General features: G+C 65.3%; 21 protein-coding genes and 2 pseudogenes. 10 read left to right on the top strand and 13 right to left on the bottom strand.

Annotated elements, in window-relative coordinates; translation table 11 throughout:
* Position 1 precedes the first annotated feature (1 nt).
* From XINFAN_RS01580 to XINFAN_RS01560, 5 genes are read left to right on the top strand one after another with little or no spacing between them, the layout of a single operon-like run.
* Entirely contained in the window at positions 2-1,330 is a 1,329-nt protein-coding gene (locus XINFAN_RS01580; RefSeq protein WP_124084740.1) for a nitrous oxide reductase family maturation protein NosD, read from the top strand.
* The gene (locus XINFAN_RS01575) at positions 1,296-2,195 is read left to right on the top strand and encodes an ABC transporter ATP-binding protein (RefSeq protein WP_124084739.1); all 900 of its coding nucleotides are present in this window, start codon (positions 1,296-1,298) and stop codon (positions 2,193-2,195) included. Before XINFAN_RS01580 ends, XINFAN_RS01575 begins: the two co-directional genes overlap by 35 nt.
* Positions 2,192-3,013, top strand: a complete 822-nt coding sequence (locus tag XINFAN_RS01570) for an ABC transporter permease (protein WP_124084738.1) — start codon at positions 2,192-2,194, stop codon at positions 3,011-3,013. The genes XINFAN_RS01575 and XINFAN_RS01570 overlap by 4 nt, the downstream gene beginning before the upstream one ends.
* Entirely contained in the window at positions 3,010-3,588 is a 579-nt protein-coding gene (locus tag XINFAN_RS01565) for a nitrous oxide reductase accessory protein NosL (protein WP_124084737.1), read from the top strand. The genes XINFAN_RS01570 and XINFAN_RS01565 overlap by 4 nt, the downstream gene beginning before the upstream one ends.
* A gap of 3 nt (positions 3,589-3,591) precedes the next feature.
* Positions 3,592-4,509 (top strand): FAD:protein FMN transferase, encoded by a 918-nt coding sequence (locus XINFAN_RS01560; RefSeq protein WP_124084736.1) that lies wholly within the window; start codon positions 3,592-3,594, stop codon positions 4,507-4,509.
* Positions 4,510-4,919: 410 nt separating this feature from the next.
* On the opposite strand, the gene XINFAN_RS01555 is transcribed toward XINFAN_RS01560, so the two are convergent.
* The 12 genes from XINFAN_RS01555 to XINFAN_RS01500 all read right to left on the bottom strand — a co-directional run bounded on the left by XINFAN_RS01555 (position 4,920) and on the right by XINFAN_RS01500 (position 17,530).
* Positions 4,920-6,020 (bottom strand): branched-chain amino acid ABC transporter substrate-binding protein, encoded by a 1,101-nt coding sequence (locus XINFAN_RS01555; RefSeq protein WP_124084735.1) that lies wholly within the window; start codon positions 6,018-6,020, stop codon positions 4,920-4,922.
* Between the two features lie 92 nt (positions 6,021-6,112).
* Positions 6,113-6,418, bottom strand: a complete 306-nt coding sequence (locus XINFAN_RS01550; protein ID WP_124084734.1) for a DUF6867 family protein — start codon at positions 6,416-6,418, stop codon at positions 6,113-6,115.
* Between the two features lie 3 nt (positions 6,419-6,421).
* Positions 6,422-7,159 (bottom strand): ABC transporter ATP-binding protein, encoded by a 738-nt coding sequence (locus XINFAN_RS01545; protein WP_124084733.1) that lies wholly within the window; start codon positions 7,157-7,159, stop codon positions 6,422-6,424.
* Positions 7,156-8,094 carry an ABC transporter ATP-binding protein gene (locus tag XINFAN_RS01540; protein WP_124084732.1) on the bottom strand — a complete coding sequence of 313 codons (939 nt, stop codon included), beginning with the start codon at positions 8,092-8,094 and terminating at the stop codon, positions 7,156-7,158. Before XINFAN_RS01540 ends, XINFAN_RS01545 begins: the two co-directional genes overlap by 4 nt.
* Positions 8,094-9,647: a high-affinity branched-chain amino acid ABC transporter permease LivM gene (gene livM, locus XINFAN_RS01535; protein WP_124084731.1), complete on the bottom strand. Its 1,554-nt coding sequence runs from the start codon at positions 9,645-9,647 to the stop codon at positions 8,094-8,096. Before livM ends, XINFAN_RS01540 begins: the two co-directional genes overlap by 1 nt.
* Positions 9,647-10,564 (bottom strand): branched-chain amino acid ABC transporter permease, encoded by a 918-nt coding sequence (locus tag XINFAN_RS01530; protein ID WP_124084730.1) that lies wholly within the window; start codon positions 10,562-10,564, stop codon positions 9,647-9,649. Before XINFAN_RS01530 ends, livM begins: the two co-directional genes overlap by 1 nt.
* Before the next feature lie 67 nt (positions 10,565-10,631).
* Entirely contained in the window at positions 10,632-12,248 is a 1,617-nt protein-coding gene (locus tag XINFAN_RS01525) for an AMP-binding protein (protein WP_124084729.1), read from the bottom strand.
* Entirely contained in the window at positions 12,248-12,997 is a 750-nt protein-coding gene (locus XINFAN_RS01520) for an enoyl-CoA hydratase/isomerase family protein (RefSeq protein WP_124084728.1), read from the bottom strand. The genes XINFAN_RS01525 and XINFAN_RS01520 overlap by 1 nt, the downstream gene beginning before the upstream one ends.
* Before the next feature lie 9 nt (positions 12,998-13,006).
* Complete coding sequence (locus XINFAN_RS01515) at positions 13,007-14,698, bottom strand: methylmalonyl-CoA mutase family protein (protein WP_124084727.1); 1,692 nt, start codon at positions 14,696-14,698, stop codon at positions 13,007-13,009.
* On the bottom strand, positions 14,695-15,690 hold the full coding sequence (meaB, locus tag XINFAN_RS01510) for a methylmalonyl Co-A mutase-associated GTPase MeaB (protein WP_124084726.1): 996 nt from the start codon (positions 15,688-15,690) through the stop codon (positions 14,695-14,697). The genes XINFAN_RS01515 and meaB overlap by 4 nt, the downstream gene beginning before the upstream one ends.
* 2 nt (positions 15,691-15,692) lie before the next feature.
* Positions 15,693-16,145 (bottom strand): cobalamin B12-binding domain-containing protein, encoded by a 453-nt coding sequence (locus XINFAN_RS01505; protein ID WP_124084725.1) that lies wholly within the window; start codon positions 16,143-16,145, stop codon positions 15,693-15,695.
* 77 nt (positions 16,146-16,222) lie between these two features.
* On the bottom strand, positions 16,223-17,530 hold the full coding sequence (locus XINFAN_RS01500; RefSeq protein ID WP_124084724.1) for an aspartate aminotransferase family protein: 1,308 nt from the start codon (positions 17,528-17,530) through the stop codon (positions 16,223-16,225).
* 96 nt (positions 17,531-17,626) lie between these two features.
* On the opposite strand from XINFAN_RS01500, the gene XINFAN_RS01495 reads away from it, so the two are divergent.
* Entirely contained in the window at positions 17,627-18,484 is an 858-nt protein-coding gene (locus XINFAN_RS01495; RefSeq protein ID WP_124084723.1) for a LysR family transcriptional regulator, read from the top strand.
* A gap of 3 nt (positions 18,485-18,487) precedes the next feature.
* On the opposite strand, the gene XINFAN_RS01490 is transcribed toward XINFAN_RS01495, so the two are convergent.
* Entirely contained in the window at positions 18,488-19,474 is a 987-nt protein-coding gene (locus XINFAN_RS01490; RefSeq protein WP_124084722.1) for an AraC family transcriptional regulator, read from the bottom strand.
* Positions 19,475-19,579: 105 nt separating this feature from the next.
* Between XINFAN_RS01490 and XINFAN_RS01485 the strand changes: the two genes are divergently transcribed.
* The 4 genes and pseudogenes from XINFAN_RS01485 to XINFAN_RS01470 form a co-directional block, all read left to right on the top strand.
* A complete protein-coding gene (locus tag XINFAN_RS01485; RefSeq protein WP_124084721.1) occupies positions 19,580-20,347 on the top strand; it encodes an SDR family NAD(P)-dependent oxidoreductase in 768 nt (255 codons plus the stop codon).
* Between the two features lie 27 nt (positions 20,348-20,374).
* Positions 20,375-21,556, top strand: a complete 1,182-nt coding sequence (locus tag XINFAN_RS01480; protein WP_124084720.1) for an acetyl-CoA C-acyltransferase — start codon at positions 20,375-20,377, stop codon at positions 21,554-21,556.
* 130 nt (positions 21,557-21,686) lie between these two features.
* Positions 21,687-21,998 (top strand): annotated as a pseudogene (locus tag XINFAN_RS01475) (hypothetical protein); the annotation flags it as partial.
* 126 nt (positions 21,999-22,124) lie between these two features.
* Positions 22,125-22,498: pseudogene (locus XINFAN_RS01470) on the top strand (IS5 family transposase); the annotation flags it as partial.
* Between the last annotated feature and the right edge of the window lie 99 nt (positions 22,499-22,597).

Raw genomic sequence — 22,597 nt, 5'->3', positions numbered from 1 at the left:
AATGCGGCTGGCTGCCCTGATCCTCGGTCTGCTGACCGCTCTGCCGTCCCTCGCGGCAGAGCGCGAGGTCGCGCCGGGAGAGGGCAGCCTGGCCGCCGCCATCGCCGGGGCCACCCCCGGCGATGTGCTGATCCTGGAGGGGGGCGCCTATTCCGGCCCCGTCACCATCGACCGCCCGCTGGTGCTGACCGGCCCCGCGACCGCGGTGGTCGATGGTCTGGGTCAGGGCAGCGTCATCACCATCGCTGCGCCGGACGTGGTGCTGAAGGGTTTCACCGTCACCGGCTCCGGGGGCCGCAACGAAGATCTCGACTCCGGGGTGAAGATCCTGAAAGGCGCCGACCGCGCGGTGGTCGAGGGGCTGACGCTCACCGACAACATGCACGGGATCGACGTTCACGGCGGCCGCGACGCCCGCGTTACGGGCAACACGATCACCGGCCGCCGGCATCATCAGATGAACCAGCGCGGCAACGGCATCTATGTCTGGAACAGCCCGGGCACCCTGCTTGACGGCAACACCATCCGCTATGGCCGCGACGGCATCTTCTCGAACGCCAGCGCCGACAGCATCTACCGCAACAACGTGATGCGCGACCTGCGCTTCGCGGTGCATTTCATGTATACCCGCAACACCGAGGTTTCCGGCAATATCTCGATCGGCAACCATCTGGGCTTTGCGATCATGTTCTCGGACCGCGGCAAGATCCTGAACAACCTCAGCCTCGGCGACCGCGAGCACGGGCTGATGCTGAACTATGCCAACAACGCCGATGTGACCGGCAATCTGATCCGCGGCGGCACGAAGAAATGCCTGTTCATCTACAACGCCCACAAGAATCTGATCTGGAACAACCGCTTCCAGAACTGCGGCATCGGGTTGCATTTCACCGCCGGATCCGAGCGCAACGTGCTGACCGGCAATGCCTTCATCGCCAACCGCGAGCAGGTGAAATATGTCGGCACCCGCTTCATGGAGTGGAGCCACGAGGGCCGCGGCAATTTCTGGTCCGACCACCCGGCCTATGATCTGAACGGCGACGGCATCGCCGATGCGACCTATCGGCCCAACGATCTGATGGACCATATCCTCTGGTCGCAGCCCGCCGCGGCGCTGCTGACCGGCTCTCCGGCGGTGCAGCTGATCCGCTGGAGCCAGTCGAGCTTTCCCGCCACCCTGCCCGGCGGGGTCACCGACAGCCATCCGCTGATGCACCCCCTGACCATCCCCGTCCCGCCGGAAGTCGAGGCTTACGAGGCCGAAGCCGCCGGACGCTGGGCGCAAGGAAATTACGATGACATCGACCCTGACGATCTCGGCGCTCACTAAACGCTTCGGCCCGGTCGAGGCGCTGACCGATGTGTCGCTGACGCTCGCCCCCGGACAAAGGGTGGCGCTTCTGGGCCATAACGGCGCCGGGAAATCGACGCTGATGAAGATCCTGCTCGGGCTGATCCCTTACGACGCGGGTGAGGTCACGGTCTGCGGCGCGCTGCCCGGATCGGCCACGGCCCGGGTGCAGGTGGCCTATCTGCCGGAGAATGCCGCTTTTCACCCCGCGCTGACCGGCGAGGAACAGATCCGCCACTACCTGCGCCTGCGCGGCGAGGCGCCGTCCCAGGCGATGGATCTGCTCGCGCGGGTGGGTCTCGCCCATGCCGCGCGCCGCCGGATCGGCACCTATTCCAAGGGGATGCGCCAGCGCGTCGGCCTTGCGCAGACCCTGATCGGCCAGCCGCGCCTTCTGGTGCTGGACGAGCCGACCTCGGGCCTTGATCCGGTGTCGCGCCGCGATTTCTACGCGCTTCTCGACGGGCTGGCGGCGGGGGGCACTTCGATCCTGCTGTCCAGCCATGTGCTGACCGAGGTCGAGGCGCGCACCGACCGCATCCTGATCCTGTCGAAGGGGCGGCTGGTGGCCGAAGGAACGCTTACTGACTTGCGGCGCGAGGCGGCGCTGCCGGTGGCGATCACCGTCACTCCGGCCGCCGATTACCAGGACAGCCTCGCCTCGGCGCTGCCCGGCGCGGTGCCCGGCCCAGACGGCACCCTGCATCTGACCTGCGGCCAGAGCGAGAAGCTGGCGGTGCTGGCCCGGATCACCGGCCTCGGGGCGCGCGTTCAGGATGTGGATGTGATCCCGCCCAGCCTGGAAGACATCTATTCCCATTTCAGCCGGAGGGACGGGCAATGAGGCGCATCCTTTCCACCGCCGTGATCGAGTTCCGCATCGCGCTTCGCAACCGCTGGGTGGCGATCGCCATGGTGCTGATGGTGGTTTTCGCCCTGGTGCTGGCCGCCGCCGGGGCCGCGCCCACCGGCGACATCGGCGCCGACCGGCTGTCGGTGACGGTGGCCTCGCTGACCTCGCTCGCCGTCTATCTGGTGCCCCTGATCGCCCTTCTGATGAGCTTCGACGCCATCGCGGGCGAGGTGGAACGCGGCACCCTGCCCCTGTTGCTGACCTATCCGGTCGCGCGGGCCGAGGTGCTGGCGGGCAAGCTGCTCGCGCATCTGCTGGTGCTGACGCTCGCCGTCACCGCGGGCTACGGCGCGGCGGCGCTGGCGGCGTTCTGGTCGGATCCCGCCTCGCTGAAAGGCATTCCGGCACTGTTGCGCCTGATCTGGAGCTCGGTGCTGCTCGGCGCCACCTTCCTCGGCGCGGGCTATGCTTTGTCGTCGCTCGCACGCCGCCCCTCGGGCGCGGCGGGGCTGGCGGTCGGGCTGTGGCTGGGTGCGGTGGTGCTTTACGATCTCGCGCTGCTGGCGCTGATCGTCTCGGACGGCGGCGGCGCCTTCACCACCCGGGCGCTGCCCGCCGCCCTGCTGGCCAATCCGGCCGACGCCTTCCGCCTGTTCAACCTCGCCGCCGCCGGGGCCAGCGGCGCGGCGGGCGGCATGGGCGGCGCCGCGGCCGCCATCCCGCTCTGGCAATCGGCGCTGTCGGTGGGGCTCTGGCCCTTCCTCGCGCTCGGGCTTGCCATCGCCGCTTTCCGAAAGGTCACGCCATGAGACGCGCGCTCATCCTCGCCCTCTGTCTCGGCCTTGCCGCCTGCAAGGAAGAGACCCGGCAGGACACCAGCCCGGTGGAACTCGTCCCCGAAACGCTCGGCCATTTCTGCCAGATGAACCTGCTCGAACATCCCGGGCCCAAGGCCCAGGTCCATCTGGAAGGGCTGCCCGGCACGCCCCTGTTCTTCAGCCAGGTGCGCGACGCCATCGCCTATCAGCGCCTGCCCGAGCAGAGCCACAAGATCCTTGCGATCCAGGTCAATGACATGGGCGCCCCGGCAGCGACCTGGGAAGTGCCCGGGGAGGGCAACTGGATCCCTGCCGGGGATGCGTTCTACGTGGTCGGCTCGGTGGCCGAGGGCGGCATGGGCCTGCCCGAGACCGTGCCCTTCGGCACCCGCGACGCCGCCGAAGCCTTTGCCGCTGCTCAGGGCGGCACCGTGCTGCGCCTGTCCGAGATCCCCGACGATCTGGTGCTGGCCCCGGCCGAAGACCCCGCCGCCCTGCCCGATTCCGACGACGATGCCGATTATGAAAGCCGCCTGCGCGCCCTGTCGCGCCCCAGTGAGGGCTGAGCCATGCACCTGACCCGCCGCCGTTTCCTGACCATTTCCGCCGTCGCCGCCACCCTGCCCGGCACGCTTTCCGCCCGCCCGGTGCCGCAGCACTGGACCGGCCAGGCGCTCGGCGCCCGCGCCTCGATCCGGCTTGAGCACCCCGAGGCCGAAGCCATCACCGCCCGCTGCCTGTCCGAGATCGACCGGCTGGAGAACATCCTCAGCCTTTACCGCGAGGACAGCGCGCTGTCGCGGCTGAACCGCGAAGGCGGGCTGGAGGCACCGCCCTTCGAGCTGCTCGATTGTCTTACCCTCGCGGGGCTTGTCCATCGCGAAACCGGCGGGTTGTTCGACGTGACACTGCAACCCCTGTGGGCGCTGTGGGCCGAAAGCGCAGCGGCGGGCCGCAGGCCCGGACCGACCGAGCGCAGCGAGGCCCTCGCCCGGACCGGGTGGGAAAAGGTGCGTCTGTCAGCCGGGCGGATCACACTGGCGCCGGGCATGGCGCTCACGCTCAATGGCATCGGCCAGGGCTATGTCGCCGACCGGGTGGCGGCGCTGCTGGACTCCGAGGGGCTGACCAACATCCTGATCGACACCGGAGAGCTGCGCGCCCTCGGCCCGCAGCCGGATGGCGCCGCCTGGCCGGTCCGCATCGCCGGAAGCGGCACCGAAGTGCCGCTGGCCGCCCGGGCGCTGGCCACCTCGGCGCCGCGCGGCACCTGTTTCGATGCCGCCGGGCGCGACGGCCATATTCTCGATGCCCGCACCGGCGCCCCCGCGGATTCGCCCTGGTCCGCGGTTTCGGTCTCGGCCCCGCAGGCGGCGCTGGCCGATGCGCTTTCCACCGCGATCTGCCTGACCAGAGATCAGGAAGAGATCGGGCGGCTCATGGCCGGTTTTCCCGCGGCCAGGATCGAAGATCTGCGCCCGGCCTGAAAACCGGATCGCGAACAGAGCGGTGCGGGCCGCCTTCGGGCGCTTCGCAAACGCGCTGCATGTCCCGCCCGTGAGTCCCGGGAGTTCTGATACCGCAACCCCGCATAAGAGATGTCGTTATGTACGCCCCATAACTGACAGACCTGGGCCCAGGCCGCGCAAATCGCCCGGTTACGTTTTCCGGCTTTCGGGCAGGTAACAAGGGCGAGCCTGAGCGGCACTGCGCAACGGCCGCGAATGTTCGCTCCGTCCCGCAAGGTTTGCATGGCGGCGCGGGTTCGCAGACGCCGCCATGCCGCATTCGTTGGGTTGATCGTCCGCTATGCACTCCGCCTGCCCTCGTCCGGTTGGTTGAAGGCAGGCGGAGCGGGACAGCCGGTCCTGCGGGAGCGCACAGGACCGCACGGCCCTTACTGAACGAAGTAGTCGTAGTTTCCGGCTTTCCACTCATAGACGACATAGCCCGGCAGGGTCGCGTCGCCCTTTTCATTGAAGCCCAGTTCGCCCAGCACGGTGTTGAACGTGCCTTCGTCCAGCCCCTTCACCACCGGGTCGAAATCTGCGGAACCGGCGGCTTGCGCGGCCTGGGCCCAGGCCTGAACCGCAGCATAGGTATAAAGAACATACCCTTCGGGTTCGATGCCCCTGGCGCGGAACTTGTCGACGATCAACGCCGCATCTGCATTCTTGCGCGGGTCGGGAGAGAAGGTCAGCAGGGTGCCTTCGCCCGCCTCGCCCGTGATCGCCCAGTATTCAGCGGTCGTCAGCCCGTCGCCGGACATGACGATGGTGTCCATGCCCTGCTCGCGCATCTGGCGGGCCAGAAGGCCGGCCTCGGTGTGATAGCCGCCGACGTAAAGCAGATCGATGTCCTCGCTTTTCAGCTTGGAAACCAGCGCGGTATAGTCCTTTTCACCTGCGGTATAGGCCTCGGTCATCGCAGCCTTGCCGCCGGCGGCCTCATAGGTGGCCAGCGTCGCATCGGCCAGACCCTTGCCATAGGCGGTCTTGTCGTTGACGAAGGCGATCTTCTTGTCGAGGAACCGGGCGGCAAGAAACTCGCCCGCGACCCTGCCCTGATCGTCATCGCGGCCGCAGATGCGCAGGATGCCGGGGCCGGGACGTTCGTCCGTATAGGCCGGGTTGGTCGAGGCGGGCGAGATCTGGATGATCCCCTCTTCGGCATAGACCGCCGAGGCCGGGATCGAGGAGCCGGAGCAGAAATGCCCGACGACAAAGACCACACCCTCACCCGCGAACTGGTTGGCGATGGCGACGGCCTGTTTCGGATCGCAGGCATCATCCCCCACGCTCAGCACCAGCTGTTCGCCGTTGACGCCGCCGGCGGCATTGATGTCCTCGACCGCCAGCTCGGCACCCACCCTCATCTGTTCCCCGTAAGAGGCATATTGCCCGGTCATCGGGCCGGCAACCGCGACCTTCGTATCTGCGAAGGCGGGGCCGCACAGCACAAGACCAAGCGCCGCCCCGGTCATCAGCATCCTTTTCATGTCGTATCTCCTTGTTGGTCGATGCCCTGGTTCATGCTGTGGCCGGGTGCCCCCCGGGGCATCTTTGCGCGGCACCCGTTTTCGTCCCGGGATCAGTCCGGAGGAGATCCGGCCGGAAACAGCCGATACTGGGTGGTCATCTGGCGCGCGCGGGTCAGCCGCTTGCCCGCAAAGCCGATCACGGCAAGCGTCGCGAAATCGGCCGCATAGCCGGAAGCCGAGAGGAGAGCGCCCTGGAAAAGGGCAAAGTGCAGAAAGCGCACCGCGCCCGCCAAAAGGACCATGTAGAAGACAAGCCGCAGATCACCCTGCCAGCTGCGGGCAAGGGCGCGGCCCGTCATCCAGCCCGCCAGCCCGCCCAGAAGCAGCGTGATGAAGAAAAATTCCCAGATTTCCATTACTTAAGCCCCTGCCGTTTCGCGACGGCCACCTTCCAGATAGGCGGCGCGGACATCATCGTTGTTCAACAGGTCCTGGCCCGTGCCGGACATGGTGATGCGGCCGTTGACCATCACATAGGCCCGGTGCGCCAGCTTCAGCGCATGAAAGGCGTTCTGTTCGACAAGGAACACCGTCAGCCCCTCGCGCTGGTTGAGCTCGCGGATCACCTCGAAAATATGGCGCACGATCAGCGGCGCGAGCCCGAGCGACGGCTCGTCCAGCAACAGAAGTTTCGGCCGCCCCATCAGGGCGCGGGCAATGGCCAGCATCTGCTGTTCGCCGCCCGAAAGGGTGCCGCCACGCTGGCTTTCGCGTTCCTTCAGCCGCGGGAACAGGTCATACATCCGCGCCAGATCGGCGTCGAAATACTCGGGCGAGACGACGCTGGCCCCAAGACGCAGGTTCTCCAGCACGGTCATGCGCTGAAAGATGCGCCGCCCCTCGGGCGACTGCGCGATGCCCTGACGCATGGTAAGATGGGTGGGCTGGCGGGTGATGTCGCGCCCGTCATAGACCACCCGGCCCGAGCGTGCCTGGGGGCTGCCGCAGATCGTCATCATCAGGGTGGATTTGCCCGCGCCATTGGCACCGATCAGGGTGACGATCTCACCCGCGTGGATCTGAAGATCCACACCATGCAGAGCGGTGATCTTGCCATAGCCCGCGGCCACGCCCTCGACTGACAAAAGCGCGCTCATGATGCGACCCCCTCGACGATATCTTCTGCTTCGGCCTCGTCCTCGACGCCCAGATAGGCGGCGATGACCTTTGGGTCGTTGCGCACGGTTTCGGCGCTGCCGTCGGCGATCTTGACCCCGTAATCGAGGACGACGACATGGTCCGAGATCTCCATCACCACGCCCATGTCATGCTCGATCAGCAGGACCGAGGTGCCATGCTCGTCCCGTATCGTGCGGATCAGCCGGTTCAGTTCCGCGGATTCCCGTGGATTGAGTCCGGCGGCGGGTTCGTCCAGACACAGCAGCTTTGGCCCGGTGCACATGGCGCGGGCAATTTCCAGCCGCCGCTGCGCGCCATAGCTGAGATCGCCTGCCGGATCGTCGGCACGGTCCAGAAGGGCGGTCTGTTCCAGCCAGTAGACCGCGCGGTCGATCGCCTTTTTCTCGGCCCGCCGATAGCCGGGCAGGCCAAGAATGCCGCCCAGGGTATAACCCGAGGCAACCATCAACCCGTTGTGCTGCGCGACCAGCAGGTTTTCCAGAACGGTCATGCCGCCGAACAGCCGTATGTTCTGGAAGGTGCGGGCCACACCGGCCTGACGCGGGATCTCGAAATCGGGCATCCGCTCAAGCAGGAAAACCCCGCTGTCACCATCCTTGCTGTGCCGCAGCCCGCCGGAATGGGCGGCCGCGAGTGCGGCGTCATGCGGGCCGGGGCCGTGGCGCATGACGATCCGGCCCTCGCTGGGTTTGTAGAAGCCGGTCAGACAGTTGAACACCGTGGTCTTGCCCGCGCCGTTCGGGCCGATCAGGGCGGTGATGTCGCCGCGCCCGACCTGAAAGCTGAGATCGTCGACGGCGACGATCCCGCCAAAGCGCATCGTCAGATGCTCCACCGACAGCAGGGGGGTGTCCAGCCAGCGTTGCGCGGGGCTGTTCAGGGGGGTGGTCATCAATGTCCCTCCCCTTGCGAGACGAGATCGGCGCCGATGCTCTTTCTCTCTTTCAGCACTGCCGATGGATTGCGGCGCGAGATGAAGCCGCGCGGCTTCCAGATCATGATCGCGACCATGGCCAGCCCGAAAATGATCATCCGATATTGCACCGGATCGACGCCCGGGAAGATCTGCCCGACGAAAGAGATATGCCGCAGCATCTCGATCCCGCCGATCATCACGGTGGCGGCGATCACCACCCCCATCTGCGAGCCGAGGCCACCCAGAACCACGATCGCCAGGATGATCGCCGATTCCATGAAGGTGAAGCTTTCGGGCGAGACGAAGCCCTGCCTCGTGGCAAAGAACGCCCCCGCCAGCCCGCCGAACATCGCGCCGATGCCAAAGGCGGTCAGCTTGGTGTTCGTGGTGTTGATGCCCAGGGCGCGGCAGGCGATCTCATCCTCGCGCAGGGCCTCCCACGCGCGGCCGATGGGCAGTTTGCGCAGGCGCAGCGTCACGAAATTGGTCAGGAAGGCCAGGGCCAGGATGATATAGTAAAGGTAGATGAAGCGGTGGATCGTGCTGAACTCCAGCCCGAAGAAATCCGCGAACCCGCCCTCGCCGCGCGAGAATTCCAGCCCGAAGAACGTGGGTTTCGGCACGCCCGATATACCGTTCGGCCCGTTGGTGAAATCGACCCAGTTCAGCAGGACGACGCGGATGATCTCGCCGAAGGCAAGGGTCACGATGGCAAGATAATCGCCCCGCAGCCGCAATACCGGAAAGCCCAGAACAAGGCCCCACATCCCCGCCAGCATCCCGGCAAGGGGCAGCGCGCTCCAGAACCCGATAAAGGGGAAACAGGTCGAGAGCAGCGCGAAGGAATAGGCCCCGACGGCGTAGAAGGCGACATAGCCAAGGTCCAGCAGCCCGGCGAGGCCGACGACGATGTTCAGCCCCCAGCCCAGCATCACATAGGTCAGGATCAGGATGGCAAGGTCGATGAACTGCCGTTGCTGCCCCGGCAGGAAAGTGGTGATCAGGAACGGAAGCGTCAGTGCCAGCAGCACCAGCGCAATGCCGATCGGTATGGCAAAGCGGGCCTGCCGGGTGGCCTCGGCCCTGGCAGGGGCAGGACGCCGCCGCCAGAGCGCCACGCCGTAAAGCACCGCCACGATCAGCCCGCCCAGCACCGCACCGACCAGGGCGCGCGCCGGCAGGCTGCCGCCGGTTGCGTCCTGCGTCATGATCCCGGCAATGCCCGCGATGAAGATCCCCGCCGTCAGCATCTGCGTCGTGACAGGCGCGGCCTTGCCCAGCAGGGCATCCAGCAAGAGCCGCCCCAGAAAGACGATCAGCACCGCATGGCCCAGCGCAGCCCAGCGATAGGACAACACCAGACCATCCCCCGCGATGTCGGTTTTCATGCCGATGAAAAAGAAGCCGAGGATGCCCGCCAGCGCCGCCGCCTTTGCCGCATCCGCCAGCGCCACGGACCAGACGAAGGCCCCTTGCTCCAGGCTCGCAGCCCTGGTCGGACCGGGCCGGATATTGCTTGCCGTCGCCATCAGACCTTCTCCACTTCGGGTTTGCCCAGGAGGCCGGAGGGCAGGAATATCAGCAGCACCACAAGGATCGAAAACGTCGCCACATCCTTGTATTCAATGGGGAAATAGCCGGACCAGAAAGTCTCGATCAGGCCGATCAGCAGGCCACCCAGCATCGCGCCCGGCAAAGAGCCGATGCCGCCCAGAACCGCCGCCGTGAAGGCTTTGATCCCTGCCAGAAACCCGATGTAGAAGTCGATCACGCCATAGCGCAGCAGGAACATGAACCCGGCCACCGCCGCCAGCGCCGCCCCCATCACGAAGGTCAGCGAAATGGTGCGGTCGACATCAATGCCCAGCAGGGCCGCCATCTTCCGGTCCTGCTCGCAGGCCCTTTGCGCCCGGCCGAGAGAGGTGCGCGAGATCAGAAGGCTGAACCCCGTCATCAGAACCACCGTGGTGGCGATGATGATCATATGCATCCAGGAAAGCTGGACGACGCCGGTTGCCCCCTCCATCAGCGTGACGCCGCCCTGAATCTGCGGCGGCAGCGGCTTGACCCGCGCCCCCTGGCTGATCTGGACAAAGTTCTGCAACACGATGGAAATGCCGATGGCGGTGATCAGCGGTGCCAGCCGGAATGATCCGCGCAAGGGGCGATAGGCGATCTTCTCGATGGACCAGCCCCAGGCCACGCAGAACAGCATGGTGATGATCAGCACCAGGACCAGAACGACCGGCAGAAAGGCGGGCCCGAACAGGCTGGTCAGCAGCAGAAAGGCGGTCAGCGCGATGAACGAGCCAATCATGAAAACGTCGCCATGGGCGAAGTTGATCATGCCGATGATGCCGTAGACCATCGTATAGCCGATGGCGATCAACCCGTAGATCGACCCGAGCGTCAGCCCGTTTATCAATTGCTGGATGAAGTATTCCATCCTGTGTCATCTCCCTTGTTTTGCCGTTGTTGTTATGTCCGGTCGGCATCCGTCGTGGTCGGTCAGGTCAGCGGGTTTCCCCGTCGAAGGTGGCTGGCCCCTTGCCGCGCTGTTTCAGGGCGGCGCGCGAGATTTTCTCGGTCGGTGTGCGGGGCAACGGGTCGTCGGTGATCTCGACATAGCGCGGCACCATGTGGCGCGGCGCATGGGCGCGGAAATGCGCCAGCAGGTCGGTGGCCGTCAGGCGACTGCCATCGCGGCGCAGCACGACGACCATGATGTCCTCTTCGGTGTATTCCGAAGGGATGCCGAAGGCCGCGCTTTCCACCACATCGGGATGCTGCTCGGCGATCAGTTCGACCTCATAGGCCGAGACGTTCTCGCCCCGCCGCCGGATCGCCTCGTTCATGCGGTGGCTGAAATACATCCAGCCGTCGGCATCGAAATATCCGGCATCGCCCGAGTGATACCAGAGATTGCGCAGCGTCTGGACCGTCTTGCCGTCCTGCTTGTCATAGCCCGAGAACATCGCCCAGCTGGTGCGCGGGCGCGAGACGATCTCGCCCATCGTGCCGGGCGGAACCGGGCTGTCAAAGGCATCGACCACCGCCACCTCCCAGTCGGGATGCGGGCGGCCGCACGAGTTTTCGCGGCTGTCGCCAACGATGTCGAGGGTGACGAAACTGGTTTCCGTCTGCCCGTAGCCGGTGACGAGGTTCATGGTGAACCGCCGCTCGAACGCGGCCCGGTCGGGCAACATCGGGATGCACTGACAGACGCGCACGGGGTTGTCGGCGTCACTGGCCAGCGCGGGCGCGCGCATCAGGATCACCGCCATCGCCCCCAGAAGATTGGTCGCCGTGGCCCCGCTGGCCCGAAGCTGATCCCAGAATTTCGAGGCGCTGAACCTGTCGACCAGCGTGGTCCGGGTGCCAAAGACCAGCGGCATGTAGATGCCGAACATCTGGGCATCGGTGTGAAACAGCGGCAGCGCCGAGAAATAGCTGTCGGCCGGGGTATAGCCCAGATTGCGCGACATGGTTTCGGTCCAGCCGAAACATTGCCGGTGCGACATCACCACGCCCTTGGCCGCGCCCGTCGTGCCCGAGGTGTAAAGGATCGCCATCGGATCGCTGAACCGTACCTCGACCGGGCTGAACGCTTCGGGCGCGTCAAGGCAGTCGGCATAGGTCACAATCTGCGCCACGCGAACGCCCGCGGCGCGGGCCTGCGCCTCATCCGCGCCGACCAGAACCAGCGTTTTCAGATGGGGAAGGCGGTCTTCGATCCGGGCGATTTCATCAAGTGCGGCGCCATCGGTGACCAGAACCGCCGCGTCGCAGCTGTGCAGGTTGTGGATCAGAAGATCGCCGCGCAGCCCCGGATTGCTGGGCACCTCGACCGCGCCCAGCTTTGATGCGGCGAACCAGACCGCCACAAACTCCAGACAGTTGGGCAGCAGGATCGCCACCCGGTCGCCCTGCGCCACGCCCAGCCCGCGCAGCCCGTTGGCCAGCCGGTTGGTCAGCCGGTCAAGGCCCGCGAAACTGGCGGTCTGGCCGCAGATGTCCAGAAACGGCGCCTCGCCCAGCCGTTCGGCCTGATGGCGCAGAATGTCGGGAAGTACCTCAAGCGGTGCGGCGCCGGGCAGGGTTTTCTCGTCGAACATGCCGGAAATGCCCATCAGAATGCCTTGACCCGCGCCTGCGCTTCCTCGGACAGGAAGCCGCGCACCGTCACCTCGGTCTCGATCGCCATCGCGTCCTCAAGGCTGGAATGGAACCCGGCGTTGATCGCGCGCTTCATATCGGCGACCGAGCCATGCGGTTTGGCGATGATCGCCGTGGCCAGATCGCGCGCCGCCGCGTGCAATGTATCCGCGGGGCAGACGCGCCAGGCGATACCGGTGCGCAATGCCATCCGGGCATCATGCTTTTCGCCCAGGATCATCAGTTCCTTGGCGACCTGCGGCCCGACCTGCTTGGTCAGAAGCGCCGTCACCCCGCCGGTGACGAAAAGGCCCCAGGTGACTTCGGGGAAGAACCAGCGGGCATCGTCGGCAAACAGGCGGAAATCGCAGTTCACCACCCATTCCAGCGCACCGCCCACGCACCAGCCATGCACGGCGGCGATGACGATGCGGTCCGATCCCATGATCTGCCGCGTCACATTCTGGATCGCTTCGATCCAGGCCTGCGCCGCCTCGGGCGATCCGGTCTGGCTGTCGATGTCTTTCAGATCGTCGCCCGAGCAAAAGGCCCGCCCCTCGCCATAAAGAACGATGACACGGGTGTCGGGGTCGGCATTGGCCGCGTCCAGCGCGCGGGTCAGATCGACCACCAGCGGGCCGTTCATCGCGTTCAGCCGGTCGGGGCGGTTCAGACCGATCCAGCGGATCGCGCCGTCCTGTCTGGTGGTAACGGTGTCAGTCATTCGGCTGCCTCAGATGATGTTGGGTTCGTCGTAGTTGCCCCAGACGTCGCGCAGGGCACCGCAGATCTCGCCCAATGTGGCGCGGGCCTTCACAAGCTCGATGGTCTTGGGCAGAAGATTCACGTCTTCATTGCGGGCCTGATCCTGCAATTCGGCCAGCAGCGATTGCACGAGGCCCGTATCGCGGGTCGCGCGCAGCTCTTTCAGGCGCAGGCACTGAAGATTGGTGCAATTCTCGTCATAGGGATGGATCTCGACTTCGGCCGAGGAACTGCTGGCATCGACATTGCTGTTGACGCCCACCGAGATTTTCTCGCCCGTGTCGAACAGCTTGAAGGTGGAATAGGCGGAATCCGCCAGCTTTTGCTGGAACCAGCCATCCTCGACCAGCTTGACCGCGCCGCCCAGCCGGTCCACCTCTTCCAGCACCTCCCAGATCTGCCGCTCCATCTCGGAGGTCAGGCTCTCGACGAAATACGACCCGCCAAGGGGATCGACCACCGAGGTCACGTTGATCTCGTCGCGGATGATCTGCTGGGTGCGGATCGCCAGCTTCATCGCCTCTTCGGTGGGGATGGCAAAGGCCTCGTCCAGACCGTTGGTGTGCATGCTCTGACAGCCGCCCAGCACCGCGCCAAGGGCCTGAATCGCGGTGCGCATCAGGTTGTTGGTATGCTCGATCTTGGTCAGGCTCATCGCTGCGGTCTGCACATGGACGCGCAGGCGCATCGACTCGGGCTTTTTCGCGCCGAACCGCTGGGCCATGATCCTGGCATAGACCCGGCGGGCGGCGCGGAACTTGCAGATCTGTTCAAAGAAATCCTGATGGCTGATGAAGAAGAACGACAGCCGGGGCGCGAAATCGTCGATGTCGATGCCCGCGCCCGTCACCTCTTCGCAATAGGCGATGGTAAAAGCCATGATGAAGGCGATTTCCTGAATCGCATTGCCGCCCACATCCGAGAGGTGATAGCCGCTGAGGCTGATCGGGTTCATCTTCGGCGTGGTGTTGGTGCAATGGATGATCAGATCGCGCAGCAGCCGCACGGCCGGGCGCACCGGATAGATCCATTCCTTCTGCGCGACATATTCCTTCAGCGGGTCAGCCTGAAGCGTGCCGGTCAGCCTGGTGAAATCATACCCGCGCCGTTCGGCCACCGCGACGAACATCGCATAGATCACCCAGGCCGACGGGTTGATGGTCAGCGAGACCGAGATCTTTTCAAGGTCGATCCCTTCAAAAAGCCGGTCCATGTCGTCGATGGAGTCGATCGAGACGCCGACCCGCCCGACTTCGCCAAAGGCCATCGGATCATCGGAATCCAGCCCAAGCAGCGTCGGCAGGTCAAAGTCGGTCGACAGGCCGGTCTGCCCGGTCTCGATCATGTATTTGTAGCGCTGGTTGGTGGATTCCGGGTTCCCGAACCCTGCCACCTGCCGGATCGTCCAGGGCCGCCCGCGATACATCGTGGGGTAGGGGCCGCGGGTAAAGGGATATCGGCCAGGGAATCCGATGTCCTCCAGCGGGATATGTGCCACATCGGCAGCGGTGTAGACGCGCTTCAGCGGGATTCCGCATTCGGTGCGGTATTCGGCTTTTTCTTCGGCGCGGGCCTTCAGCGTGGCGGCAAGCTCTTCACGCTCCCACTCAGCCTGTTCCGCTTGCAGTCCCTCAAGGGCGTGTTTGGCATAGATCGTCATGTCCGGTGTTCCGTATTCTCAGGGCCAAGCAGCCTCATGGCGGCGGTCAGCGGGTCGGATGCCCGACCGGCCACCGCCTGCAACTGGGCGCTCATGGCCTGCGTGCCGTCGTCGAAACGGCGGCGGATCAGGTGGTTGATGTTGGACAGCACGCGGGTGCGGGCGATGGCCTCTTCGCGCGGGGCGAGCTCACCGCTGGCCTGAAGGTGGACACGATGCGCGTCGATGGCCTCGACCAGTGCCGCGATACCTTTGTCCGTCGTCGCGCTGAGTGTCAGCACCTGTGTCTGCCAGCCGGAGCGGGGCGCGTCAGAGCCAAGGGCGATCATCGCCTTGATCGCGGCGGCGGTGGCGGCTGCCTCGGGACGGTCGGCCTTGGAAATCGCGTGGATATCGGCGATCTCCATCACGCCGGCCTTGATGGCCTGAATGTCGTCGCCAAGGCCGGGCGGCGACAGGACGACCACGGTATGCGCGGCGGTGACAATCTCTACCTCGTCCTGACCGACACCCACCGTCTCGATCAGGATCGGCGAATAGCCAGCCGCATCCAGCACATCGACCGCCTGAAACGTCGCCCGGGACAGCCCGCCCAGATGGCCGCGCGTCGCCATGCTGCGGATAAAGGCGCGCGAGGGATCGGCAGCCTGCCCCATACGGATGCGGTCGCCAAGGATCGCACCGCCGGAATAGGGGCTGCTCGGGTCCACGGCCACCACCGCAACCTTGTGGCCTGCGGCGACATAATCGCGGATCAGCGCCGAGATCAGGGTGGATTTCCCGCCGCCCGGAACCCCGGTGATGCCGACAATATGCGCGCGCCCGCCATGGCGGTAGAGATCCGACAGCGCGGGCGCGGCCTCGTCATATTCGGCCTCGGCGCGGGTGATCATCCGCGCCACGGCACTTGTCGAGCCGCCCAGCACCTGCGGCACCAGTTCTGCCGAGGGCCGATACTGAACCGGGGCGGATTGTCTCTTGCCGGTGAGCATGGTCAGATCGGTCCCCGCGCCGCGACCATATCGCGGATGGTGGTGACGATCAGTTCGGACCGCGCCTCTTGCGGCACGATGGCGTTGACGCCGCTTTCCAGAAGCCCGGCATAATCCTGTTCGGGGATCACGCCGCCTGCCACCACCAGCACATGCCCGGCGCCCTTGTCGCGCAATTGCTGGCACAAGGCGCCGAACAGCGGACCATGAGAGCCGGACAGCAGGCTGACCCCGATCACATCGACATCTTCCTGTATCGCCGCATCGACGACCTGCGCGGGCGTCTTGTAAAGGCCGGAGTAGATCACTTCCATTCCCGCATCGCGCAGAATACGGGCGACAACCTTGGCGCCCCGGTCATGACCGTCCAGCCCCAGCTTTGCCACCAGAACGCGGATGCGCTGCGGGGCAGATGAGGTGGTTCCGGCCGGTGCGCTGTTGTTCTGTGTCGTCATGCGACAAGTCTCCTTCCTGCGCCCGGGCGTGCTGCCAGGCGCTGCGTTTGCGTTTGTTTTGCGGGAGGGGTGGCCGGTCAGGCCGGGCTGACGGTGCTTTCGATCGCTTCGGCCATCAGGCCAAGGCCCCGTTCCAGCTCGGCTTCGCTCATCGTCAGCGGCGGGGCCAGACGGAAGACCCCGCCCATCCCCGGCAGCCGGACGATGTTCATGCTCAGCCCCCGCCGCAACGCCTCGGCCGAGATGCGGGCGCCGGTTTCGTGGTCGGGCAGCCGGTCGCGGCGGTCAGAGACGATCTCTACCCCCGCCATCATGCCGCGCCCGCGCACATCGCCCACACAGTCGAACCGCTGTTTCAGGGCGTTCAGTCCCTCGAACAACAGGGCGCCCATCCGGCGCGCGCGCGCGACCAGTTGCTCCTCCTCGACGATGTCGAGAACGGTCAGGCCGACGGCGGCGGGCAGCGGGTCCGAGACATGGGTGGTGTAGAACAGAAAACCCCGTTCATGGGCGCGTTCCTCGATCTCGGCCGAGGTCAGCACGGCCGCCAGCGGCAGACCCGCACCGATGGTTTTCGACAGCGTCAGAATGTCGGGCGTCACGCCATCGCGCTGAAAGGCGAACATGTCGCCGGTGCGGCCAAGGCCGGTCTGCGCCTCATCCAGGATCAGCAGCATCCCGCGTTCGCGGCATTTCTCTTTCAGCGCCGCCAGATAGCCGGGCGGCAGTTCAAGGATACCGCCACTGGACAGGATCGGCTCGGCGATAAAGGCGGCAAGGCTGCCGGTCGATTGCGCATCGACCATGGCAAAGGAATCATCCAGCTCTGTCCGCCAGTCGAGATTGCCGTCGCTGTCGAGAAACCGGGGGCGGTAAGTGTTGGGAGCGGGGATCGCCAGCGATCCGACCGCCACCGGACCATAGCCCTTGCGGCCCGCCGAATAGGTGGCCGAGGCGGCGGCATTCGTCATGCCGTGCCAGCTTTTTGAAAAGGCCACGATCTCGTGCTTGCCCGTCACCAGCTTGGCCATGCGGATCGCGGCCTCGTTCGATTCCGCGCCGGTGGACAGCAGCAGAACCCGGTCCAGCCCCGGGGCCAGCCCGGCCAGCCTCTGGGCGAAACTCACCACCGGCCATGACAGCATCCCGCTGAAAAGATGAACGGTCTCGGCCGCCTGGCGCTGGATCGTTTCGGTGATACGGGGGTGGTTGTGGCCCACCAGCATCGACATCTGGCCCGAGGTGAAATCAAGGATCGCCCGCCCGTCGGCATCATACAGATGGCTGCCGGACGCGCGCTGGATGATGACCTGATCGAAGGCGCCGCCATAGCGCACCAGATGGCGCGCTGCGTCCCAAAACTCGCGATTCCCGTTGGCTGTCATTTGCGGTTCCCCCTGCCGTCTTCGTCATGACCCTAGACGCGGCGGGCGCCTTGCGTAAAATTGATAGTATGGAAACCCGGTATCAGGACTATTGATATGCAGCCCATGATGGATCTTCGGCTGCTGCGTACCTTTGTCTGTGCCGCGCGGTCAAAATCGCTCAGCGCCGCCGCGATTCAGGTTTTGCGCACGCAATCCGCCGTGACCATGCAGATCCAGCGGCTGGAGGAGACGATGGAGCATACGCTGTTCCACCGCTCGGGCAGCGGCATCCGGCTGACGGAAAGCGGCGAGCGGTTTCTGGTCTATGCGGAACGTATCCTGAAGGCCCATGACGAGGCGATCTCGGAATTCTCGAACAAGGGACTTTATGGCTCGATCAGTTTCGGTTGCCCCGAGGATTATCTCATCGCCTTCGGTCCCTCGCTGATCCAGACCTTTGGGGCGGTGCATTCGTCGGTGGATATCAACGTCGTGTCCGCGCCGACGGTGGAACTGCGCAAGCTGTTGCAGCAGCGCCAGATCGACCTTGCGCTGGTCTCGACCCCACATCCGACGGAAAAGGACGTGATCCTGCGCCATGAACGGCTGGTCTGGGTCGGCAACAAGCAGAATCTGGCGCTGCAATTCTATGGCGATGTGGTGCCGCTGGCGCTGTCGGCCTCGAACACCATGGATCATCGCGCGGCCTGCGAGGCGATGGAGCGAGTGCAGATGAAATACCGCATCGCCTTTGCCAGCAACAGCCTGGCCGGGCTGATCGCCATTGCGCGCTCGGGTCTGGCGATCAGCGTATTCACGCAAAAGGCGGTGCCGGCGGATCTGCATGTGCAGGAAAAGCACCTGCCGCGTCTTCCGCATATCGGAGTGCTGGTCAGCTATGCCGAAGAACGGCCCGCGGCCGCGGTCAAGGCCTTCGGCGAGCATATCCACCGCCAGTTGCCGCAGTTCTGACGGTCAGGTGGCGGCCTTGCGGAAGGCGCCGGGGTTCTGCCCGGTCCAGCCGCGAAAGGCGCGAATGAAGGCGCCGGGTTCGCTATAGCCCAGCTCGGCGGCGATCTCGGCAAGGCTGAGCGGGGTTTCCCGCAACAGACGTTGGCTATGGCGCAGGCGGATGTCTGCCTTGATGGCGGCAAAGCTCTGCCCCTCGGCCCGCAGGCGGCGGCGAAGGGTGGCCTGAGACAGGCGCAGTTCGGCGGCAATGGTCCCGATCTCCGGCCAGCCGGCGGGGGGCTGCGCGGCCAGCCGGCGGCGCAGGCGGTCAGCCGTGCCGCCATCCTGACGATAGCGGATCAGGATATTGCCGGGCGCCTCTCGCAGGAACTGCTCCAGCGCCCTGGGGCTGCGCAACAGTTTCAGCGACAGGTGGCGGGCATCGAACACCAGTCTGCTCTGCGGCTGATCGAACCGCACGGGAACGCCGAAGAATTGCAGATAGTCTTGTCGTTCAGCCGGAACGGGGCAGGCAAAATCCAGCTGTAACAGGGGGATGCGCCGCCCTGCCAGCCAGCAGCATACGCCCAGAAGGATCAGCCAATAGGTGCGGCAGGCAAAGGCCTGATGGGGGCCATCCGTCCGGTCCAGCGTGATCTCGGCCACTCCGTTGCGCGTCACGATGCGGCCCTGCGGATGGTCCAGCACCACGTTCAGGAACCGCAGGGCCCGGCGCATCGCGGCACCGAGATCGCGCGCCTGCAACAGGGCATGGCACATCAGCGCAAAGCTGCCCGGTCGCATCGGCCGGGCGCCAAGGCCAAAGAATTCATCCTGCATCGCCAGGGCACAGAGGTGCCAGAACCGGCCATAGGCCTCGGCCGAAACCGGGCCATCCAGTGGCGTGACGATTCCGGCAGCTTTGAGCGCAGGTGCCGCGTCGCACCCTGCGGCAGCCATGCAGGCCAGGGCATCCTCGACGAATCCGGGGGTGACTTTGCGCGGGTTCATGGCTGAATGATTGACATTTCCGATCACAGATCAAGGCTTGGGATGTCATTGTTTGCCAGTTGCGGCGCATTATCCTTGCCCCGCACAGCAACAGGGGTGGCGGTTATGCAGATCGGGGATCGGGTCTTTCTGGTGACCGGCGCGGGCTCGGGCCTGGGCGCGGCAGTGGCCGGGATGGTGACCGCGGGCGGCGGACGTGCCGTGCTGATCGACCTGAACGCCGAAGCCGGTCAGGCGATGCAGGACCGGCTGGGGAAAGCCGCGCTGTTCCACCGTGCCGATGTGACCAGCGAAGCGGATGGCCGCGCCTCGATTGCCGCCGCCCTGGCCGCCTTTGGCCGGATCGACGGGCTGGTGAACTGCGCAGGAGTGGCCCCGGGAGAGAAGATCCTGGGGCGCGAGGGGCCGCATCGGCTCGACAGCTTTGCCCGGGCCGTGACCATCAATCTGGTCGGCACCTTCAACATGTTGCGGCTCGCGGCCGAGGCGATGGCGCGGCAGCCCGCCGCGCCGGGGGAAGATCGCGGAGTGATCGTCAATACGGCCTCGATCGCCGCGCAGGACGGACAGATCGGCCAAGCCGCCTATGCGGCGTCCAAGGGCGGGGTGGCGGCGCTGACCCTGCCCGCGGCGCGGGAACTGGCCCGTCACGGCATCCGTGTCGTGACCATAGCGCCCGGCATTTTCGCGACGCCGATGATGGCCGGGATGCCGCAGGATGTGCAGGATGCCCTGGGCGCCTCGGTTCCCTTTCCGCCCCGGCTGGGGCAGCCGCAGGAATATGCAGCGCTGGTGCGCCATATCGTCGAAAACCAGATGCTGAACGGCGAGGTGATCCGTCTGGACGGCGCCTTGCGCATGGCCCCGCGCTGACGCAGGCCGTATCAAGGGAAGAATCCAATGAGCATTGAAGATCCGATTGTCATCGTCGGAATGGCCCGCACCCCGCTTGGCGGGTTGATGGGCGATCTGGCTGCCGTCACCGCGCCCGCTCTGGGTGCCACCGCGATTGCGGCGGCCGTCGCAAGGGCGGGGCTTGCGCCCGATATGGTCGAAGAGGTGCTGATGGGTTGCGTTCTGCCCGCGGGGCTGGGGCAGGCCCCGGCACGGCAGGCGGGTCTGGGCGCGGGGTTGCCGCTGTCCGCCGGCGCCACAACCGTCAACAAGATGTGCGGCTCGGGGATGAAGGCCGCGATGCTGGCCCATGACCTGGTGCTGGCGGGAAGCGCGAATATCGTGGTCGCGGGCGGAATGGAGAGCATGACGAACGCGCCCTATCTGCTGAATAGGGCGCGGGGCGGATATAGGATGGGACACGGTGCGATCAGGGACCACATGTTCCTTGACGGTCTGGAAGACGCCTATGACAAGGGCCGCCTGATGGGCACCTTTGCCGAGGATTGCGCGGCCGAATTTGCCTTTACCCGCGAGGATCAGGACAGCTATGCCCTCACCTCGCTTGAACGGGCAAAGGCCGCCATCGCCAGCGGCGCATTCGAGGCTGAAATCGCGCCTGTCACGGTGGCAGGCAGACCCGACCCGGTTGCGATCGACGAGCAGCCCGGCAAGGCAAGGCCCGAGAAGATCCGGCATCTGAAACCCGCCTTCCGGTCGGGCGGCACGGTGACAGCCGCCAATGCGTCCTCCATCTCTGACGGGGCGGCCGCGATGCTTCTGATGCGGCGATCCGTGGCCGAGGCGCGCGGCCTGACTCCGCTGGCGGTGATCCGGGGCCATGCCACCCATGCGCAAGCCGCCGCGAGGTTCGCCACCGCCCCCATCGGCGCGATGGAGGCCCTGTCCGCCCGCACCGGCTGGGCACTGCGCGACATCGACCTTTTCGAGATCAACGAGGCCTTTGCTGTTGTCGCCATGGCGGCGATGAGATCGCTGAACCTTCCATATGACAAGGTGAACATCCACGGCGGCGCCTGCGCCCTGGGCCATCCGATCGGTGCCAGCGGCGCGCGGATTATCGTGACATTGCTGTCGGCACTGCAACGCCACGGCTTGCGCCGGGGTGTGGCATCGGTGTGCATTGGCGGGGGGGAGGCCACGGCAATCGCACTGGAACGGGTTTGAGCCCGGTGCGCTGGTCCTCCAGAGGAACCAGCGCCTCCCTGGGGCCAAAGAACCTGCACGTTGCCATGTCATTTCTGCTGATATCCTGGCCGAAGTCTGGCCCTGTTCCCATCAAGTTTGCAGTCCCGGAGTAACGAAACCGAACCATCCGTGCAGCCGCGAAGATCAGAAAACAGTCCGGCGGACTGTTTTCCCGAGGGGCGGCCAGGTCGAGCGGATGAACCGCTCGATCAAAGAAGCGACCGTCAAGCGGTTCCACTACGAAACCCACGAGCAGTTGCGCACTCACCTGATGGACTTCCCGGCAACCTGCAACGTCGCCCGACGGCTCAAGACCCCCGGCGGCCACTCGCCATACGAATACATCTGCAAAATCCGGACATCAGAACCGGATCGATTCATTCTCAATCCAAGCCAACAGAGGCAGGGACGAAGCAGCTAGCATGAGGCGGCCTTGATGCCAGAGGTGGTTCGGTTCATCTGGACAGGTTTTGGTTGTTTTCTAGGCTCAGGACCCATTGATTTCAGGACCTTGGCATGATTCAGGCCCCGCAAGGAGACCTGAATCATGAGCAACCTTTACTGGCTTTCCGACGCCCAGATGGAGCGCCTCAAGCCTTTCCTTCCGAAGAGCCATGGCAAGCCCCGCGTCGATGATCGTCGCGTCCTGAGTGGCATAATATTCATCAATCGCAATGGGTTATGCTGGCGTGATGCGCCGAAGGAATACGGCCCGGCGAAGACCCTCTACAACAGGTGGAAGCGCTGGAGCGACAATGGGGTCTTCGCCCGGATCATGGTGGGCCTGGCCACCGAGCGCGCCGAACACAAGACCATCATGATCGACGCGACCTACCTCAAGGCGCACCGCACGGCGTCGAGCCTACGGGTCAAAAAAGGGGGCGTGCGCGCCAGATCGGACGAACCAAAGGCGGCATGAACTGAGCTACTCCCCGGAAATCGGACAGTGACGGAAGCTACGATCTGACGTTTGCTGGTCTCCAATGACGAGGAGATCAGGAATGCGGAAACGCAGGAACC

The organism is Pseudogemmobacter humi (assembly GCF_900609055.1).
GTDB lineage: Bacteria > Pseudomonadota > Alphaproteobacteria > Rhodobacterales > Rhodobacteraceae > Pseudogemmobacter > Pseudogemmobacter humi.
This window is presented reverse-complemented; position numbering and strand designations above follow the sequence as displayed.